The 17,762-nt window shown below is 65.3% G+C and carries 18 protein-coding genes and 1 tRNA gene; 7 read left to right on the top strand and 12 right to left on the bottom strand.

Going from position 1 to position 17,762, the window contains the following annotated elements; genetic code table 11:
• Positions 1 to 54: 54 nt before the first annotated feature.
• A complete protein-coding gene (locus BMZ97_RS15035) occupies positions 55 to 852 on the bottom strand; it encodes an undecaprenyl-diphosphate phosphatase (protein WP_092170776.1) in 798 nt (265 codons plus the stop codon).
• A 243-nt stretch (positions 853 to 1,095) separates the two neighbouring features.
• Between BMZ97_RS15035 and BMZ97_RS15030 the strand changes: the two genes are divergently transcribed.
• The 3 genes from BMZ97_RS15030 to BMZ97_RS15020 are packed head-to-tail and all read left to right on the top strand — an operon-like array spanning position 1,096 to position 3,787.
• Positions 1,096 to 1,788, top strand: coding sequence for a glutathione S-transferase family protein (locus BMZ97_RS15030; protein ID WP_092170774.1), 693 nt, complete (start codon positions 1,096 to 1,098; stop codon positions 1,786 to 1,788).
• Complete coding sequence (gene queG, locus BMZ97_RS15025) at positions 1,785 to 2,924, top strand: tRNA epoxyqueuosine(34) reductase QueG (protein WP_244546414.1); 1,140 nt, start codon at positions 1,785 to 1,787, stop codon at positions 2,922 to 2,924. The genes BMZ97_RS15030 and queG overlap by 4 nt, the downstream gene beginning before the upstream one ends.
• Positions 2,921 to 3,787 carry an SDR family oxidoreductase gene (locus tag BMZ97_RS15020; RefSeq protein WP_092170769.1) on the top strand — a complete coding sequence of 289 codons (867 nt, stop codon included), beginning with the start codon at positions 2,921 to 2,923 and terminating at the stop codon, positions 3,785 to 3,787. Before queG ends, BMZ97_RS15020 begins: the two co-directional genes overlap by 4 nt.
• An 81-nt stretch (positions 3,788 to 3,868) precedes the next feature.
• Here BMZ97_RS15020 and BMZ97_RS15015 read toward each other — a convergent pair whose 3' ends face one another.
• The 3 genes from BMZ97_RS15015 to BMZ97_RS15005 form a co-directional block, all read right to left on the bottom strand.
• Positions 3,869 to 4,795 (bottom strand): l-ornithine N(alpha)-acyltransferase, encoded by a 927-nt coding sequence (locus BMZ97_RS15015; protein WP_092170767.1) that lies wholly within the window; start codon positions 4,793 to 4,795, stop codon positions 3,869 to 3,871.
• Positions 4,796 to 4,897: 102 nt separating this feature from the next.
• Positions 4,898 to 6,988: an ATP-binding protein gene (locus BMZ97_RS15010; RefSeq protein WP_244546413.1), complete on the bottom strand. Its 2,091-nt coding sequence runs from the start codon at positions 6,986 to 6,988 to the stop codon at positions 4,898 to 4,900.
• A gap of 206 nt (positions 6,989 to 7,194) precedes the next feature.
• Positions 7,195 to 8,733, bottom strand: coding sequence for a YifB family Mg chelatase-like AAA ATPase (locus BMZ97_RS15005; RefSeq protein WP_092171479.1), 1,539 nt, complete (start codon positions 8,731 to 8,733; stop codon positions 7,195 to 7,197).
• A 315-nt stretch (positions 8,734 to 9,048) separates the two neighbouring features.
• Here BMZ97_RS15005 and BMZ97_RS15000 point away from each other — a divergent pair, with 315 nt between their 5' ends.
• Positions 9,049 to 9,558 (top strand): GNAT family N-acetyltransferase, encoded by a 510-nt coding sequence (locus BMZ97_RS15000; protein ID WP_092171477.1) that lies wholly within the window; start codon positions 9,049 to 9,051, stop codon positions 9,556 to 9,558.
• Between the two features lie 38 nt (positions 9,559 to 9,596).
• Here BMZ97_RS15000 and BMZ97_RS14995 read toward each other — a convergent pair whose 3' ends face one another.
• The 3 genes from BMZ97_RS14995 to BMZ97_RS14985 form a co-directional block, all read right to left on the bottom strand.
• The gene (locus BMZ97_RS14995) at positions 9,597 to 10,097 is read right to left on the bottom strand and encodes a TIGR00645 family protein (RefSeq protein ID WP_244546444.1); all 501 of its coding nucleotides are present in this window, start codon (positions 10,095 to 10,097) and stop codon (positions 9,597 to 9,599) included.
• Positions 10,098 to 10,277: 180 nt separating this feature from the next.
• On the bottom strand, positions 10,278 to 10,934 hold the full coding sequence (gene msrA, locus BMZ97_RS14990) for a peptide-methionine (S)-S-oxide reductase MsrA (RefSeq protein WP_092170762.1): 657 nt from the start codon (positions 10,932 to 10,934) through the stop codon (positions 10,278 to 10,280).
• Positions 10,935 to 11,017: 83 nt separating this feature from the next.
• Positions 11,018 to 11,341, bottom strand: a complete 324-nt coding sequence (locus BMZ97_RS14985) for a hypothetical protein (protein ID WP_092171474.1) — start codon at positions 11,339 to 11,341, stop codon at positions 11,018 to 11,020.
• A gap of 174 nt (positions 11,342 to 11,515) precedes the next feature.
• On the opposite strand from BMZ97_RS14985, the gene BMZ97_RS14980 reads away from it, so the two are divergent.
• A tRNA-Ser gene (locus tag BMZ97_RS14980) sits at positions 11,516 to 11,605 on the top strand.
• Between the two features lie 145 nt (positions 11,606 to 11,750).
• On the opposite strand, the gene BMZ97_RS14975 is transcribed toward BMZ97_RS14980, so the two are convergent.
• The gene (locus BMZ97_RS14975) at positions 11,751 to 12,758 is read right to left on the bottom strand and encodes a glycosyltransferase family 4 protein (protein WP_092170759.1); all 1,008 of its coding nucleotides are present in this window, start codon (positions 12,756 to 12,758) and stop codon (positions 11,751 to 11,753) included.
• A 37-nt stretch (positions 12,759 to 12,795) separates the two neighbouring features.
• Positions 12,796 to 14,508 (bottom strand): alpha-amylase family glycosyl hydrolase, encoded by a 1,713-nt coding sequence (locus BMZ97_RS31570; protein WP_244546412.1) that lies wholly within the window; start codon positions 14,506 to 14,508, stop codon positions 12,796 to 12,798.
• A gap of 236 nt (positions 14,509 to 14,744) precedes the next feature.
• Here BMZ97_RS31570 and BMZ97_RS14965 point away from each other — a divergent pair, with 236 nt between their 5' ends.
• Positions 14,745 to 15,029 carry a hypothetical protein gene (locus BMZ97_RS14965; protein ID WP_139221226.1) on the top strand — a complete coding sequence of 95 codons (285 nt, stop codon included), beginning with the start codon at positions 14,745 to 14,747 and terminating at the stop codon, positions 15,027 to 15,029.
• A 98-nt stretch (positions 15,030 to 15,127) separates the two neighbouring features.
• Here BMZ97_RS14965 and BMZ97_RS14960 read toward each other — a convergent pair whose 3' ends face one another.
• The gene (locus BMZ97_RS14960) at positions 15,128 to 15,397 is read right to left on the bottom strand and encodes a hypothetical protein (protein WP_139221225.1); all 270 of its coding nucleotides are present in this window, start codon (positions 15,395 to 15,397) and stop codon (positions 15,128 to 15,130) included.
• 78 nt (positions 15,398 to 15,475) lie between these two features.
• On the opposite strand from BMZ97_RS14960, the gene BMZ97_RS31255 reads away from it, so the two are divergent.
• Positions 15,476 to 15,913, top strand: a complete 438-nt coding sequence (locus BMZ97_RS31255) for a hypothetical protein (RefSeq protein ID WP_175525566.1) — start codon at positions 15,476 to 15,478, stop codon at positions 15,911 to 15,913.
• On the opposite strand, the gene BMZ97_RS14950 is transcribed toward BMZ97_RS31255, so the two are convergent.
• Positions 15,910 to 16,119 carry a cold-shock protein gene (locus BMZ97_RS14950; protein ID WP_069689777.1) on the bottom strand — a complete coding sequence of 70 codons (210 nt, stop codon included), beginning with the start codon at positions 16,117 to 16,119 and terminating at the stop codon, positions 15,910 to 15,912. The two genes, BMZ97_RS31255 and BMZ97_RS14950, sit on opposite strands and share 4 nt — an antisense overlap.
• Positions 16,120 to 16,433: 314 nt before the next feature.
• Positions 16,434 to 17,756: a glycoside hydrolase family 130 protein gene (locus BMZ97_RS14945; RefSeq protein WP_092170748.1), complete on the bottom strand. Its 1,323-nt coding sequence runs from the start codon at positions 17,754 to 17,756 to the stop codon at positions 16,434 to 16,436.
• Positions 17,757 to 17,762: the final 6 nt, after the last annotated feature.

Raw genomic sequence — 17,762 nt, 5'->3', positions numbered from 1 at the left:
TTCACGCGAATCGGTGTCCACTTCGCTCGAAAACGCTCTAGCGAGCGATCGAGCTCAGCCGACGATCCACAAGCCCGCCAGCCCGAACAGCCCCACGATGATCCGCCACCAGGCGAAGATCGCGAACCCGCGCCTGGAGACGTAGTCGAGGAAGCTGCGCACCACGATCAGCGCCGAAAAGAAGGCCGCCACGAAGCCGACCACGATCAGCAGGGAATCGTCGAAGGTCAGGGTTTTGTAGCTCTTGAGCAGGTCGTAGGCGAAGGCTCCCGTCATGGTCGGCATGGCCAAGAAGAAGGAGAATTCGGCTGCCGCGCGCTTGCTGGCGCCCAGCAGCATCGCGCCGACGATGGTCGAGCCCGAGCGCGAGACGCCGGGGATCATCGCCAGGCACTGGACGAAGCCGATCTTGAGATACATCGGCAGGGGGAAGGTGGTGGCGTCGGTGTGCTTCACCTCGAGTTCGAGCTCGTCGACGACCAGCAGCACGAGCCCGCCTGCAATGAGCGCGCAGCAGACCAGGAACGGGTTGAACAGCACGCTCTTGATGAAGCCGTGCAGCACGGCGCCGATCAGGGCCGCCGGCAGGAAGGCAATGAGCACGCCGATGACGAAGCGCCGGGCGGCGGGGTCGCTGCCCAGGCGCAGCGCGATATCGAGCAGGCGCCGGAAATAGACCAGCATGATCGCCAGGATCGCGCCGAGCTGGACCAGCACCTCGAAACTCTTGCCGTTGGATTCGAAGCCGAGGAAATGCCCGAGCAGCAGGAGGTGGCCGGTTGACGAGACCGGCAGGAACTCGGTCAGGCCCTCGACGATGCCGAGCACGACCGCTTCGATCAGGTTTTGCATGAGAGGCTGTCCTTTGAAGCGAATCGCGCGCCGCCGCGCTTGGTAAACCGCACCCTTCCATGGGCCAAGCTCTTTGCAATTCGGTTACCAATTCGCCAATGCGGCCGCTGCAAATCGAGGCACTGCGCACCCCGCGGGTTGTGACCTTCGCGGCCTGGGACTATAGCAAGCGCCTGGCGCATGGCTGCGTCCCGCCTTTCCGCTGGCCCTGCTTCGGCCGCATCTCGCTGTTTCATGAGTGCCATGGCGACCCTTTTTCATTATCCGCTATGTCCGCATTCGCGTTTCATCCGGCTGGCTCTCGGCGAGTTCGGCATGGAGGCCGACCTGGTCGAGGAGCGCGTCTGGGAGCGGCGGCGCGAGTTCCTTGAACTGAACACCGCCGGCACCACGCCGGTCTTCCGCGAGGAGAACGGGCTTGCTGTTCCCGGCGCCGGCGTCATTGCCGAATATCTGGACGAGACGCGCGGTCTGGCGCTGGCCGAGCGCCGCCTCCTGCCGGAAGGGCCGGGCGGGCGTGTCGAGGTGCGCCGGCTGCTCGACTGGTTCAATCTGAAGTTCGATGCCGAGATCACCGCTCCGCTCGTGCTGGAAAAGGTGATGAAGCGCTTCATGAGCCGCGACGAGGGCGGCGGGCCGCCCGAAATGAGCGCGATCCGCGCAGCGCGCGCCAATGTGCGCTATCATCTGCGCTACATCGCCTGGCTCACCGCCAAGCGGAACTGGCTTGCCGGGGCCGAACTGAGCTATGCCGATCTCGCCGCGGCGGCGCATCTCTCCTGCGTCGACTATCTCGGCGACGTGCCCTGGGAAGAGGATGAGGCCGCGCGCGCATGGTATGCGAGGATCAAGTCCCGCCCGAGCTTCCGGCCGCTGCTGGCCGACCGGATTCCGGGCATGGCTCCGAGCGCGCATTACGACAATCTGGATTTTTGAAGGGCGAGCGCCTGAAGCGGGCGGTCGTCGAGCGCGCCCGGGCCGAGGGCTTCGCCGTCATCCGCATCGCCTCGACGGAGGCCATCCCGCAGGTTCCCGAGCGTCTCCAGGCCTGGCTCGAGGCCGGCCATCATGGCGAGATGGGCTGGATGGCGGAACGCGTCACTGAGCGCGCCGCGCCGCGAAAGCTCTGGAGCCAAGCGCGTCGCGTCGTGATGCTCGGCATGAGCTACGCGCCCGATAGCGACCCGCTCGCCATCCTCGGTCAGCCCGACAAGGCCGCGATCTCGCTCTATGCGCGGCGGCGCGACTATCACGACGTCATCAAGGGCAAGCTGAAAAGCGTCGCCGGCCTGCTCGCTGCGAAGGGCGGGGCGGACGTCAAGGTCTTCGTCGACACCGCCCCGGTGATGGAAAAGCCGCTCGCCGAGGCCGCCGGCCTCGGCTGGCAGGGCAAGCACACCGTATTGGTCTCGCGCGAGCACGGCTCCTGGCTCTTCCTGGGCGCGATCTACACCACGGCCGAATTGCCGGTGGACGCGCCCGAGAGCGACCATTGCGGCTCCTGCCGGCGCTGCCTCGATATTTGCCCGACCGACGCCTTCCCGGCGCCCTATCAGCTCGATGCGCGCCGCTGCATCGCTTATCTCACCATCGAGCATCAAGGCCATATCGATGCGGCGCTGCGCCCCGGCATCGGCAACCGCGTCTTCGGCTGCGATGATTGCCTGGCCGTCTGCCCCTGGAACAAATTCGCCGCCGCCGCACAGGAAACCCGGCTCGCGCTCAAAGACGGTCTCGACGCGCCGTCCTTGGCCGATCTCGCGGCGCTGGACGATGCCGCCTTCCGCACGCTCTTCGCCGGCACGCCGGTGAAGCGCACGGGGCGCGATCGCTTCGTCCGCAACGTCCTGATCGCGATCGGCAACAGCAACCGGCCCGAGCTTGCCGCCAGCGCCGAGGCCCTGGTCGCGGATGCCTCGCCTTTGGTGCGCGCCATGGCCGCCTGGGCGCTGATCAGGCTCGCACCAGTGCGGGCCGGGCACCTCGCCGCTCATGCCCTCGCAGGCGAAGCCGATGCGGATGTCCGCAAGGAATGGCTCGCCCTCCCATCCCAGCCGGAATGCATTGCATGAAGCTCGTCATCATCGGCCTCGGCTATACCGCCGGTTTTTTCGCGCGTGCTGCTTTGGCTGGGGGCTTCGAGGTCACCGGCACGGTGCGCTCGGCCGACAAGGCGGGAGCGCTCAGCCGCGCCGGCATTCCGACTTTGGTCTTCGACGGTTTCGCGGTGTCGTCGCGGCTGGCCAAAGCCGTCATGGAGGCCGATGCCGTGCTGGTCTCGGCGCAGCCCGGCGAGGATGGCGACCCGGCGCTCGCCTGCCTCTCCAGTCAGCTTGCGGCCGCGCCCGATCTGCGCTGGATCGGCTATCTTTCGACCATCGGCGTCTACGGCAATCATGACGGCGCCTGGATCGACGAGACGGCCGAATGCCGGCCGACCAATGCACGCTCGACGCTGCGGCTGACGATCGACAAGGCCTGGCTCGCCTTTGGGGAGAAGACCGGCAAGCCTGTGCAGATTTTCCGCCTCGCCGGCATTTACGGCCCCGGCCGCAACGGCATCGTCAACCTGCGCGCGGGCACGGCGCGGCGCCTGGTCAAGCCCGGTCAGGTCTTCAACCGCATCCATGCGCAGGATATCGCCGGCGTGCTGCTGGCTTCGCTTGAAAAGCCGCGCAACGGGGCAGTCTACAACGTCACCGATGACGAGCCCGCCCCGCCGCAGGATGTGGTGAGCTTCGCCGCCGGGTTGATCGGCATCGAGCCGCCGCCCGAGATCCCGTTCGATCCGGCGCAGCTGACGCCGATGGCGGCGAGCTTCTATGGCGAGAACAAGCGCGTCTCGAACGCGCTGATGAAGCGGGAACTCGGTTACGCGCTCCGCTATCCCACCTATCGCGAGGCCCTGCGGGCGCTGGCGGAGGCCGGAGAATAGGCTTGCAAACCTCCGCTGTCATTCCGAGCCTATGGCTCGCCCTGGAATGATGCAGCGGTTCACTCGCGATCCTAAAGGCCCTCAAGCCGCGTAGCGCTGGCCTTCGTCGCCGTAATAATCGAGATAGCGCCGGTCGATCGCGGCCACGGGTAGGATCACCAGCACGTCGGTGGTGCCGAATTGCCGGTCGACCACCGCGCCCGTGCCGAAACGGGCACCCAGCCGGAGATAGGCCTTGATCAATGGCGGCATCTGTTTGAGCGCCCGTTTGGCGTCGAGCCCCTCCACCGGGAGCCGGTTCATCGCCACGCTGCGGTCGGACCGGGCAGCGGCGCCCCACTCGCCTTCGGAACGGGCATGGTGGTGCAGGAAGCTCAGTGGCAGCGCCAGCGCGTCGGGATCGGTGCTGTCGAAGCTGGCGCAGCCGAACATCGCGTCGATCCGATGGTGGCGGACATAGGCCCAGATGCCGTGCCAGAGCAGTTCGACCGTCTTCTTGGTGCGATAGGGCTTGAGCACGCAGGAGCGGCCGAGCTCGAGGAAGCGCGCGGATGGGTGGCGCGCGAGCAGCGGCTGCAGGTCGAACTCTCCTTGTGTGTAGAAGCCGCCGAAGCGCGTCGCCGTGCCTTGCCGCATCAAGCGGTAGGTGCCGACGACCTTGGGCTTCACACCGCCGAAGCGCCCGCGCGCGGCATGATCGATGACCAGGAGATGATCGCAAGCCCCGTCGAAACGGTCGGCGTCGCGGCGGAACATCCGCGAGACGACATCGGGCTTGGCCGACATTTCCTGATAGAACACGCGGTAGCGCAGCCGTTGTGCCCGCCAGATCTCGCGCGGGCCTCGCGCCAGCCTGACCTCGAGCGAGCCGGAACGGCCGAGCGTGCCTGAAAGCGGGTCGAACTCGCCCGGGCGGCCGCTGAGCTTGCGCAGCCGCGCCAGGAACGGATGTCCGGCCGGCAATTGATTTGCCGGCTGATCGTGGCCGCGAAAGACCTCAAATGCCATGGCTCGTCTTGCCCCCTGCGCCGCCGATGCTGGCGATGGGAACGCTAGCGCCGGCGATTTAACAGGATCGCGACAGAACTGCGTCAGGGCTATGACGTCGTCTCAGGCGCTCAAAGTCAACATCAGGCGGCCTTCGACATGGTCGAGCCAGCGCTTCAGCGCGGCGCGGTCGAGAGGTTTAGCCAGGCAATCATCCATGCCGGCGGCCCGCGCGGCGCTGCGATCTGCGGCGGAAACATTGGCGGAGACGGCGATCAGCGGCAGGTTTGCGTCGGCCTTCGCCTCGGCCTCCATGGTGCGGATAATGCGCGCGGCCGAAAGCCCGTCGAGCTCCGGCATGCGGATATCCAGCAGGACGAGGTCGAGCGCCGCCGCCTCGCCCTTCAGGCTGGCCGCGACATGGCTGATGGCCTCGCGCCCGTTGCGGGCCCAGATCGCGGCGCAGCCGAGCCGCTCCAGCGTCCGTGTCGCCAGCAAGGCGTTGATCTCGTTGTCCTCAGCGACGAGCACGGTGAGCCGCGGCGTGAGCGGGAGTATGGGAGAGGGCGCGTCCTGGCGCGAATCGGGCAGGAGCAGGGCGGTGTCCGGCCGTGGCGAGAGGCGCTCATAGAGCGAGCGCGCCCGCACCGGCTTCATCAGGAAACCGGTGAAGCCCTGCTCGCGCGGCACGCCGAATTGCCGCCGCTCGGTCGGGGAGAGCATGATCAACCGTTCGCCCGGCCCGGCCTCGCGCGCCGCTTCCGCCAGTGCACGCGCCGCGTCCGGGCCGATCGACTGGTCGATCAGGATAGCGTCGGGGGCCGCATCCTGCCGCAGCAGGGCGAGCGCTCCGTCGGCTCCGGTCGCCAGAATGGCAGTAGCGCCCGTGGTCGCGATCGTGTCCGCCAGGAAGCGCCCGGCGAAGGGGGCGGTCGAGACGACCAGCACGCGCCGCCCTCGCCAGTCCGGCGGGGTCAGGATGGTGCCGGCCTCGGCCGCCGCGAGCGGCAGGTGGACGTGAAAGAGCGCGCCTTCGCCAGGCCGGCTCTCGACGCCGACCTCGCCGCCCATCAAGGCGACCAGCCGGCGCACGATCGCAAGGCCGAGCCCTGTGCCTTCATGGCTGCGCGTGGCGGTGTTGTCGGCCTGCTCGAACTCGTCGAAGATCGCCTGCAGTCGGTCTTCCGGGATACCCGGTCCGGTATCGGAGACGGTGATCTCGATCATCTCCCCGGCGCGATCGAGGCGGATGCCGACGCCGCCGTGCTCGGTGAATTTGATGGCGTTGCCGACGAGGTTGAGCAGGATCTGGCGCAGCCGATCGCGGTCGCCGACCAGGCGGCTGGGCAGATCGGGTGCGATATAGGTCGCGATGTCCAGGCCTTTCGCCTGGGCGCGCGGCGCCATCAACTCGCCGACGGTCTCGACCAGCGGGCCGAGATCGAAGGGCGCCACTGACAATTCGAGCTTGCCGGCCTCGACCTTGGCGACGTCGAGAATGTCGTCGACGAGCGAGAGCAGCGCCTCGCCCGAGGTCCGCAGCGCACCGACATAGGTGGTCTGCTCGGGGTCGAGGCGCGTGTCGCCAAGCAGATCGGCCATGCCGAGGATGCCGTTGAGCGGCGTACGGAATTCGTGGCTGACGGTAGCAAGGAAACGCGACTTCGCCTCGCTGGCGCTCTCGGCCCGGGCGCGGGCCTCGACCAGTTCCTGCTCGCCGGCGATCCGGGCGGTGATGTCGCGGCCGACGCGCTGCAGCACGGTCTTGCCGAGCGCGACCGGCACGACGGTCTCGACCCAGGAGATCCAGCGTTCGCCTTCGCGCGTCGCCAGGCTCTCGTCGAAGACCCGGGCGCCGTCGCCCAGCGCGAGCGCCGGCCGGCAGGCGATACGCCTCGGCTGCGCCTGGCTGCCGATGACCTCGGCTTCACTCAAGCCGAGCAGGGAGGCATAGCCGGCATTGGCGTATACGATCCTCTCGCCATCGCGGCGCACGATCAGGTCGCCCTGCGCCTGGATCAGGCTGCGATAGCGCTCTTCGCTGTCTGCCAGCGCCCAGAGCCGGTCGTTCAGTGTCTCGATGTCATGGGCGAGTTCGGTGGCCTGGCGCACGATGCGGTCGCGCTGCCGCGCCATCTTGAGCGCGAACAGGATTGCGAGGATCGCCGTTGCGACCACCATCCAGAATGCCAGCGATGACGAAGGGAAAGCCATGTCCCCTGCTTATCATCGCCCTATTGAGAAAGAGTTGGTTGGACCGTCGAAGTTTAGCGATCGAATGGCATGAAACATTAACCTTGCGGGCGTGCCGGCGACCGCACAACCCGCAGCCTCGCAAGCGCGCGCTGTCCGATGAAGGCCAAGGCTCACGAGAAGGCCAAGGCTCACGAGAAGGCCAAGGCTTTCGAGAAGGCCAAGCCTCACGCCGCCTGCGCGACCTGGTCGATGCGCGAGCGGTAGGACAGGGCTTCGGCCAGATGGATGCGCCCGACCTTGGGCTCGCCGTCGAGATCGGCCAGCGTCCGGGCCACCTTCAGGACACGGTGATAGGCCCGCGCCGTCAGGCGCATCGCATCGGCGGCATCCTTGAGCAGCTTCATGCCGGCATTGTCGGGCCGCGCGATCTCGTCCAGCACTGGCGCCGGGCAGGCGGCATTGGTCGAGATGCCGCCGAGACCGAGCGCCTCGAACCGCGCCGTCTGGAGCCGCCTTGCCGAGGCGACGCGGGCGGCGACCTCGGCCGAGCCCTCGCTCGGGCTCGGCAGGATCAGGTCGGACGCCGTGACCGCCGGCACGTCGATGGTGATGTCGATACGGTCGAGCATCGGCCCGGAGATGCGGCTCTGATACTGCGCCATGCAGCGCTCGTTCTGCTGGCGGCGGCAGGCGAAGCCCGGCTCGGTTGCCTTGCCACAGCGGCACGGATTCATCGCCGCGACGAGCTGGAAGCGGGCCGGGTAGACGGCGCGGTGATTGGCCCGCGAGATCAGCACGTCGCCGGTCTCCATCGGCTGGCGCAAGGCATCGAGCGCCTGCGCCTGGAACTCCGGCAATTCGTCGAGGAAGAGCACGCCGTGATGGGCGAGGGAGATCTCGCCGGGTTTGGCCTGCAGACCGCCGCCGACGAGGGCCGCCATCGAGGCCGAGTGATGCGGCGCGCGAAAGGGCCGCCGGTCGGTCAGGGCGCCGTCGGCGAGATGGCCTGCGACCGAGAGCACCATCGAGACTTCCAGCAATTCGCGTGGGTTCAGCGGCGGCAGGATCGATGGCAGCCGGCTCGCCAGCATCGATTTTCCGGCGCCGGGCGGCCCGTTCATCAGGAGGTTATGACCTCCTGCCGCCGCAATTTCGAGGACGCGCTTGGCGCTTTCCTGGCCCTTGATGTCGGCGAGGTCGGGCAGGGAGCCCGATTGTCGCGCCACGGCGGGCTCGGGCCGTGCCATGACCTGCGTGCCCTTGAAATGATTGGCGAGCTGGATCAGCGAGCGCGGGCTGAGGATGTCGATATCGGCGGCGGCCCAGGCCGCTTCGGGGCCGGACGCCGCCGGGCAGATCAGCCCCTGGCCCCGGCCATAGGCGGCAATCGCGGCTGGCAGCACGCCGGCCACCGCCGTGATCGAGCCGTCGAGCGCGAGCTCGCCCAGCACGGTGTAGCCCGCAAGCGCGTCAGCGGGAATCGCCCCGATCGCCGCCATCACGCCGAGCGCGATCGGCAGGTCGTAATGGCTGCCCTCCTTTGGAAGGTCGGCCGGCGCGAGATTGACGGTGATGCGCTTGGCCGGCAGCGCCAGCCCCGAGGCGATCAGCGCGGCGCGCACCCGCTCGCGGCTTTCAGCCACGGCCTTGTCGGGCAGGCCGACCAGGATGAAGGCGACGCCACCCGGCGTCACCTGCACCTGCACATCGACGGCGCGCGCCTCGATGCCTTCGAACGCCACCGTCGCGACCCGCGTCACCATCAGCGCCACCCCTTGCCCAAGAGCCCGATGATGTCAGAGGGGCTCACACAGTGATCCCATCTGACATCTGAATCCGTCTCTCAACTGAGAGTTAGGGCAGGATCAATGCGAAAAACCGGTTCCCACTTTTTCGCATCCTGCCCTTGCGTGAGGCTAATCGAGCTTCAAGTCGCGCGCAAGAACATATCAGGAACTTATGCTCGCCGATTCATGCTGGGGAGGGGCGCAGGCTGCCGCGGCGATGTGTCCGGCGCGCAACCGGGAGCGCGCATCTCCGCCATAGGCGACGAGCGCTGGAAATGGTTCAAAGCTATCATGATCGAGACCGAACGCCTGCTGCTCCGCCCGCCCGTCCTGGACGATTTCGAGGCTTGCTATGCGCTGCTCTCCGACCCCGCAGTCATGAGCTTCATCGGCGGGCCGATGTCGCGGGAGGAGAGTTGGCACCGTCTGCTGCGCTATGCCGGGCACTGGTCGCTGCTGGGATATGGGCTTTTTGTCATCATCGAGAAGGAGAGCGGCCGCCTCCTCGGCCAGACCGGGCTTGCGGACTTCCATCGCGGCTTCGGCGAGATGTTCGATCCCTATCCGGAAGCCGCCTGGATCACCGCGACAGTGGCGCATGGCCGTGGCATCGCCGCGGAGGCTGTGGGCGCGGCTCATGCATGGTTCGACGCCAATCGGTCACAGACCCGCACCGTCTGCATCATCAATCCCAACAACACGGCCTCGGTCCGGCTGGCCGGGAAGCTGGGCTATGTGCCTTTCGGGCAGGTGTCCTACAAAAGCGCCGAGGTCACCATGTTCGAGCGCATCCGGCCTTAAGTTGCGCAGGCGACGGAGTTTGCCTGTCGCATCCGGCTCTAGTGCCCGCCTGAGCCGCCATGCCCCTCGCCGGAGATCCTGTCGGTCCAGGCCATCACCAGCCCCGACACCACGAAGACGACATGGATCGCGACGAGCCACATCAGGTCGCGGTCGGAGGAAGCCTTCACATTCATGAAGGCCTTCAGCACCTGAATCGCCGAGATCGCGACGATCGAGGAGATCAGCTTCAGCTTGAGGCCGGAGAAGTCGATCTGCGACATCCATTCCGGCCAGTCGCGATGCGCCTTCGGATCGATCTTCGAGACGAAGTTCTCATAGCCGGAGAAGATCACGATGACGATCAGCGAGCCTGTGAAGGTCAGGTCGACCAGCGAGAGCACGCCGAGGATCACGTCGGATTCGGTCGCGGAGAAGACATGGCTGATGAAGTGCCAGGCCTCCTGCAGCGCCTTCACCAGCAGGCCGCCAAGCGCGACGACGAGCAGCACATAGAACGGCGCCAGCAGCCAGCGGCTGGCCGAGAGGAAGGTCTCCAGGGCGCGCTCAGGACCTGATGGCGTGAAATCGGCTGCGGTTTCCGCTTCGGTCTGATGCTGTGCCACCCTAGGCCCCCTGATATCCACTCCGCCTCCTGCCATGACGTGAAGAGGCCCCGCAGGCAAGCCTGCGGGGCCTCGCTCCGGTCGCGTCACGCGGCTGCCCGAACAGCGTTTTCGTCAGGCTTCGACACTGAGGCCGATCTGGCAGGCGACGCCGGTGCCGCCCAGCCCGCAATAGCCTGCCGGGTTCTTGGCGAGATATTGCTGGTGGTAGTCCTCGGCGAAGTAGAACTCCGGCGCGTCGAGGATCTCGGTGGTGATCGAGCCATAGCCACGCTGGCTGAGCGCCTGCTGATAGTCGGCCTTGGAGCGTTCGGCGGTCTCGCGCTGCGCGGCTGTGGTGACATAGATGCCGGAGCGATATTGCGTGCCGATATCGTTGCCCTGGCGCATGCCCTGGGTCGGGTCGTGATTCTCCCAGAAGGTCTTGAGCAGCATCTCATAGGGCAGCTTGGCGGGATCATAGACCACGCGCACGACCTCGTTATGCCCGGTCATGCCCGAGCAGACCTCCTCATAGCTCGGGTTGGGGGTCAGGCCACCGGTATAGCCGACCGCGGTGACCCAGATGCCGTCCTCGATCTGCCAGAACTTGCGCTCCGCCCCCCAGAAGCAGCCGATGCCGAAAACAGCGGTCTCCAGCCCCTCGGGATAGGGGCCCTGCAGCGGGCGCTTGCTGAGAAAATGCCGCTCGGCGGTCGCAATCGCCTGCGGCCGGCCGGGCAGCGCCTCATCGGCCTGGGGCAGGGCGGTCTTTTTGCGCTGGAAGAACATCTCAGGCTCCCTCTCTTGCTGTCGGCCACCAAGATAGGCATGCGGAGGCTGTTTCGACAGGGCATGAATCCGCGCGCGGTGCTTCACCGTCGCGTGACGATGCCGATCGTCGGTTCCGGCCGCGCGCCGAGCCTGAGCAGCAGGAAGCCCAGCAGGAGCGCCGCCAGTGCGGTCGGCGAACGCATCAGATTGAGCAGCACGGGGTCCCAGAGCAGCGGGTGAAGATTGCGCTCGATCGCCGGCTGCAGCGATTGGTAGCGTTCGCCGAGCAGGGTCGAGAGCGTGGCGCTGAGTGGGGTGAATTGCAGCGCTGAATTGGCGATCGAGCGTGCGCCGTCGATAACGAGAGAGACAAAGCCGGCCGCGATCAGGACATAGCCCAGCAGCCGAAGCAGAAACCGCACCATCGCACCCTCGCGCGCAACCGAGCCCGCATGCCGGGATCGGGGCCAGCCCCAGCCCGATGTGCCCATTCCGACAGGCCTTTGCAACGGGTGCGAGTGCCTCATTCGCACGAACTGTGAAAAGCCTTGCGATCGGCCCTTGAAAGAAGCCGGCTCGGCGGTCATAAGCAGCGCGCCGGACAGGTGGCCGAGTGGTTGAAGGCGCACGCCTGGAAAGTGTGTATACGGGAAACCGTATCGCGGGTTCGAATCCCGCCCTGTCCGCCAGTTAATTCTCAACCTCCCATATTTGCAGCAGGCTGCGCCGAAATCGGCGGAGTCTCCGGGCGTTAGCGCCCGGAGGCGGTCTCACTCGCCGAGCGGAAATTCAAAAGAACTCCGGGGGAGAGGCCTCATTCGCAAGGCCGGGCCATCAGGCTAGGAGCGATCGATAGAGCTCCCAGTATCGATCCGCCATGCGATCCACCGTGAAGCGCGCGGCGACCGATGCCCGGCAGGCGGCGCGATCGATCTCGCCAATCCGGCCGACCGCCTCGACGGCTTCATCGACGCTGTCGACCAGGAAGCCAGTCACGCCATGCTCGATCAGCTCCGGCATCGAGCCGCGCCTGGAGGCGATGACCGGCGTACCGCAGGCGAGCGCCTCCACGACTGACAACCCGAACGGTTCCTCGAAATTGATCAGGTGGAGCAGCGCCCGCGCCGAGCCCAGGGTTTTGGTGCGGACGTCTCCGCCGATCGGGCCGAGATAATCGATGCGGTGGCCGTCGAGCGCCGGCGCAACATGTTCGGCGTGATAGCTCTGATCCTGGACGATGCCCGCCATGACGAGCCGCCTGCCTGACCGGCGGGCGGTGGCGATCGCCTCGGCTGCGCCCTTGTCGGGGTGGATGCGGCCAAAGAAGAGCAGGTCTGCGCCACCCACCGGATCGAACGGAAAGTCCTCCAGCCGGATGCCGTGATGGATCGTCGCCGCATAGCGCAGATCCGGGTGCCGGTCGGCGGCGCTGATCGCGACATAGTGGACGCGGTCCTGATAGGCCTTGAAGGCCGGCAGGATGCGCTCCGAGGAGAAGCCGTGGATCGTCGTCACCATCGGAGTTTCCACCAGCCGCGAGAAGGCCAGGGGCACGAAATCGGCCTGGTTGTGGATCAGATCGAACTCGCCGGCGCGCTCGAAGACATGGGCGACATGGAGCATCTCCCAGACCTTGGCGTCGATGCTGGGGTCTTCGGAATAAGGAGCCGGGCAGACACCAGCCAGAGTACCCGCCGTCCAGCTATCCCTGGTGGCAAATAGAGTGACATCGAGGCCACGCGCCACCAGCGCCTCGGTCAACAGGCTCGTCACCAACTCCCATGGACCGTAATGGCGCGGCGGGGTGCGCCAGGAGATCGGCGCCAGCATGGCGATACGCAAATCGTCGTCCTTCCCGAAAACGCTCTAAAAACTGCGATCAGGCCGCGAGGATCACACCCTCATCCGCTCGTAGCCGCAGCACATGGCTTTCGACGCGCGGCGCCTCGCCACGCGTCGACAGGATCGGCCGGTGCCCGCTGGCCCAAGGCGGCAGGGTCAGGCGCTGTTCGCTTCCCCCGAGATTGAGCGCCACGATCAGCGCTTGCGCCTCGTAGCGGCGCTCATAGGCGAGCACATCGCCCTCGGAGTCCAGCAAACTGAAATCACCGATCGCCAATGCCGGATGCGCCCGCCTGAGCGCCAGCAACTGGCGATAGAGCGTCAGGATCGAAGCGGGCTCTTCTGCCATCCCCGCGACATTGCGCATCGGCCAGTCGGCATTGAGCGGCAGCCAGGGTGAGACCGTGCTGAAGCCGGCATGCGCGCCGGCGTCCCATGGCATCGGCGTCCGAACCGGCTCGCGGCCCAGGCCGAGCCCGGGCTCGCGCAATTCGCGAGGGTCCTGGAGCTGCGCGGGCGGAATTGGAACATCGCTCAGGCCCAGCTCGTCGCCATAATAGAGGGTGGGTGTGCCGCGCAGCGTCAGCAGCAGCATCGCAGCGATGCGGGCCTGGGCCTCGCCGCGCTTGCTGGCGATGCGCTGCCGATCATGATTGCCGAGCACCCAGTTCGGCCAGCCGCCCGGTGGGAGAGCGGCCTCATAATTGGCGATCAGGGTCGCAAGCGCGCGCGCCTGCCATGGCGCATCGATCAGCTGGAAGTTGAAAGGCAGCTGCACGCCGGCTTGCGCTCCGCCGTAATAGTCCATCAGACGATCGAGCGGCAGGTAAATCTCGCCTATGAGCAGGCGCTCGCCTAGAGCATTGCGCGAAAAAATGGGTACCGGTTTTTTGCGTGAGCAATGCTCTAAACTTTTAGAATCGATCATGTTTTTCGCATTCGGGCGGTTCCGCCCGAATGCGACGTGATCTTGCCCTCTTGCGCCATAACCGTCGGCGAGGGCGCGCATGCCGGCGGCGATCGCATGGATCTCGGGCTGGTCGGCCGAGTGAAGCTGGAGCACGCGGTGCATCTCGCCCATGCCGGGGCGATAGTCCGGATTGGGCGGATTGTCGGGGAAATCCGCCGCCTTGATCATGTGCCAGAGCACGTCGATGCGGAAACCATCGACACCGCGGTCGAACCAGAAGCGCATCACCTCATGCATCGCCGCCTGCACGGCGGGATTGCGCCAGTTGAGGTCCGGCTGCTGCTTCAGGAAGGCATGGTAGTAATATTGCCCGGTGGCCTCGTCCCACTCCCAGGCCGAGCCGCCGAAATCGCTGATCCAGTTATTGGGCGGCCCGCCATCGGGAGCAGGATCGCGCCAGAGATACCAGTCCCGTTTCGGATTGAGGCGCGAGGCGCGGCTCTCGACGAACCATGGGTGCTGGTCGGAGCTGTGATTGGGCACGAAGTCGAGCAGGAGCTTGAGCCCGCGAGCATGGACCTGGTCCAGCAGCTCGTCGAAATCGGCGAGCGTGCCGAAACGCGGATCGACCCCGCAATAATCGGCGACGTCATAGCCGAAATCGGCCATTGGCGAGGGATAGATCGGCGAGATCCAGATCGCGTCGATGCCGAGGCCGGCGAGATAGTCGAGCCGCCGCGCGATGCCCTTGAGATCGCCTATGCCGTCGCCATCCGTATCCTGGAAGGAGCGCGGATAGATCTGGTAGATCACGCCCGCCCGCCACCATGGGGCGGTCATGCGAACGGGGCTCTGGGCGTGCCGATGACCATGATTGAGGCTTTCTGAAACCCGGACCGCGCGAGGCGGAGACCTTGATCGGGGCGCCGGCAGGGCGCTGGTCCCGGCGCGCCCGCGAACGGTCATCACCTGACCGGAACCTTAGCAGTTCTTGTTTGTGCTCTCGCATCAATTCGGTGAGGTCAGAAATTCTACCGAAAACCGGAACAAAACGGCGTGCTGATCATTGACTCCTAATGACCAATTCTATCGCTATCAAGATAATCCGCCCCGCTCTCGCTGATCAGGCAATGGAGCCGGACAACCCGGCCATCGCCCATGATATGGATCTGTCGCAACCGGCGGATGCGCCCGGCAATGTCACCCGCAAGCGCCAGCAGTTGAAGGCGCGGGCCGTCGCAAGCCGTCACATCGACAAGACGCTGTCCACCATGCCGGTATCGGAGGAGGCAAAAGCCTCGCGAAAGGCCAAGCTCATCAATCTGCCTGCAGGCACTCCAGCCAAGCGACACCCGGCTTAGAGCATTTTCGAGCGAAGTGGATGCCGGTTTGCGTCAAGAAAACGCGTTAAAACAAAGAGCTAGAGCAATTGAACGATCCAACTGGATCGGAAATTGCTCTAGGAGGCCGCGTCTGCCTCTGTCGGCGGATCGCCGCCCAAGACTCGCCTGCAGGTGCCCCGGGTAAAGAGTTCGATCTCGGCCAAGGCATCATCGAGTGTTCTGAAGGGGCCGCATTTCATCGCCTTCATCGTCAGCAGCGCCTGACCAGCGGGATGGATCCTGAATTCACCGGCAGGTTCCTCCGCGACATGCCCCATGGGCCGGCCGAGCAGGTCAGTCAGCAACCAGGCTGCTTCGTCGAGTTTTGGTGTAACGTCGATGTCCAAGGCAGAATCCCATCAGTAGAAGCGAGGCAACAGGCGTGAACGAGGCCGCCAGGCGCGTCTCGAAGAACGCACTCGTCCATGTCACGCCGAAGTCGAGTTCTTGCGCATTTTCAGCTTTGGCGGAACAACAGTCGCGGCGGCACGGTCGAGAGCCTCCTTGTTCAGCCGCAGTTCTTTCAGCCTCGCGGTGTTGGCGTCGCGGGCCAGATCGACGATGTCGGCCTCGGATATGATCCGAGTGCCCGGCAAGGCGCGGGTTTGGATCTTGAGGAATGCGGCTTCCGCCTGGATGCGGGATTTCGAGTTTTCAGCCAGCTGCTTTCTCCTGGTTGGAGCATTTCGAGCGAAATGGTGCCCGGTTTGGGTGATAAAAGTGCAGGAACAAGCGCTTTAGCGCCGGCGGCAGAGGCCAGCGCTATGAAAAAGGCCAGGCGTGAGCCTGGCCTTTTCATGTTCTTCATCCTCGGTGCGATGCCAGTACATCCGTGGTCACCGGCGAGGTTGAATGGCGGTTAGGCTGCCTGAAGCTGTTCGGCGGACATCTTGCCGGATTTATTGTCCTTGACCATCTCGTAGCCGAGCTTCTGGCCTTCGACGATCTCGCGCATTCCAGCGCGCTCGACGGCAGAGATATGGACGAACACGTCCTGGCTGCCGTCATCAGGCTGAATGAAGCCGAAGCCCTTGGTGGAATTGAACCATTTCACTGTGCCAGTGGCCATAGTGAACTCTCCTTTTGATAATATTCGTCGACCATCACGCGAATGCGCAACGGGTTCAGCACGATTTCGAAAGGGAGTTCGTCAGAGACGCGCCGAGGCGCGAGAAAAAACAGTCAACCAGACAAATATCGGCAAGGCCAACCTAGGTGATTAAGTCCAGTAAGTCAAATTTCAACGCTACCAGAGTTTGAAGTAGCCTCAAAATTGGCTACTGAGATCAAGCTAAACCATATCGAAATCAATGCGATCCGATGCCCTTTTCGACAGGAGAGGCCAATTTTCCGGACTGTCTTGCTGGAAGTGGTTCGTCTCCGTCATATGCCCATTCCCGCATCATGGCGTTCCATGGCTTGCAGGAGCGCAGCGATCCTGACCGTCGCAAAATTGCAGAAGGTGTCGGAGACGGCATAGGGCAGGATGATCTGGTCGTTATGGCGTATCGCACCGCAGGTATAGACGACGTTAGGAACATAGCCTTCGCGCTCGGAGGGTTCGGGCCGGACGAAGGGCTCGCGCGAGCGCGCTAGCACCTTCGACGGGTCCGCCTTGTCGAGAAGAACCGCGCCGATCGAATATTTCCGGACCGGCCCAACGCCATGGGTCAAAAGCAGCCAGCCTTCGTCGAGCTCGATCGGTGAGCCGCAGGTGCCGATCTGGATGAATTCCCACGGGAATTGCGGTTTCAGCAGCGCAACGCCGCCGCTCTCCCAGGTGAGGAGATCGTCGGAATAGATCAGGTAGAGGTTCTCGCTGTCCTGCCGCGCGATCATGGCGTAGCGGCCATTGATCTTGCGCGGAAACAGCGCCATGCCCTTGTTGACGGCCGCCGAGCCGCGCAGCGGTGACATCCGGAACGACAGGAAATCGCTGGTCTCGATCAATTCGGAGCGGATGCCCCGGCCGTTATAGGCGGTGTAGGTCGCGCGGAACACAGTCTCCCCGTCCTCCTCGAAGGCGACGAAGCGCGCATCCTCGATGCCGTTCGACTGGGCTGCGGTCACGGGGAAGATCACCCGCTCGCTGATGTCGCCGTCGGTGGAGAAGGTGACCTCGACATCCTCGCCATCGAGGCGCGCCATCCGATTCCTCAAGGTCGCGATAGAAGCCAGGCGCGATGTCGGGTCGACGCTGACGCTGCCATCGGCTGCGATCGTGCCGGCGCGGAAGGTCAGGGACGAGATGTGCCCCTCGCCAACGGCGCGAACGCTCAGGACGAAGCGGCGCCCGCCCGGGGGAGCGCCGGATTGATCGGGATGCGAGACGATGCTCGGGTTGAACAGCGCTGCCGCCTCGAAGGAATATTCATGCAGAAAATAGGACCCGACCAGCCGGCGCTGGACCTGAGTGAACTCGCCATGCGCCGCGAAGGCCTCCTCCATCTCGTCGGCGCGAGCCTCGAACCGTTCCAGCAGGTTGCGATGCCGCCCCTTGAAATTCTCCAGCACCTCCGCGAGCAGGCTCTCCGCCGTTGCGGCATCGAGCGACAGGACCCGTTCGACGATATGGTTCGCCCGGATCTTGTCGGTGTGGTTGAGATCCTTGGGCTCCGCCTGGGGGCCGAACCGGCGCACCACGACCCTGGCGGGGTCGGGGCGCAAATACAGGGCCTGCCGGTTCAGGAAGGTGGATTGGGACAAGGCGAC

The organism is Allobosea sp. OK403, from assembly GCF_900113835.1.
In the GTDB taxonomy this organism is placed as follows: domain Bacteria; phylum Pseudomonadota; class Alphaproteobacteria; order Rhizobiales; family Beijerinckiaceae; genus Allobosea.
The sequence above is the reverse complement of the archived record's forward strand: the minus strand, read 5'-3'. Positions and strand labels throughout refer to the sequence as shown.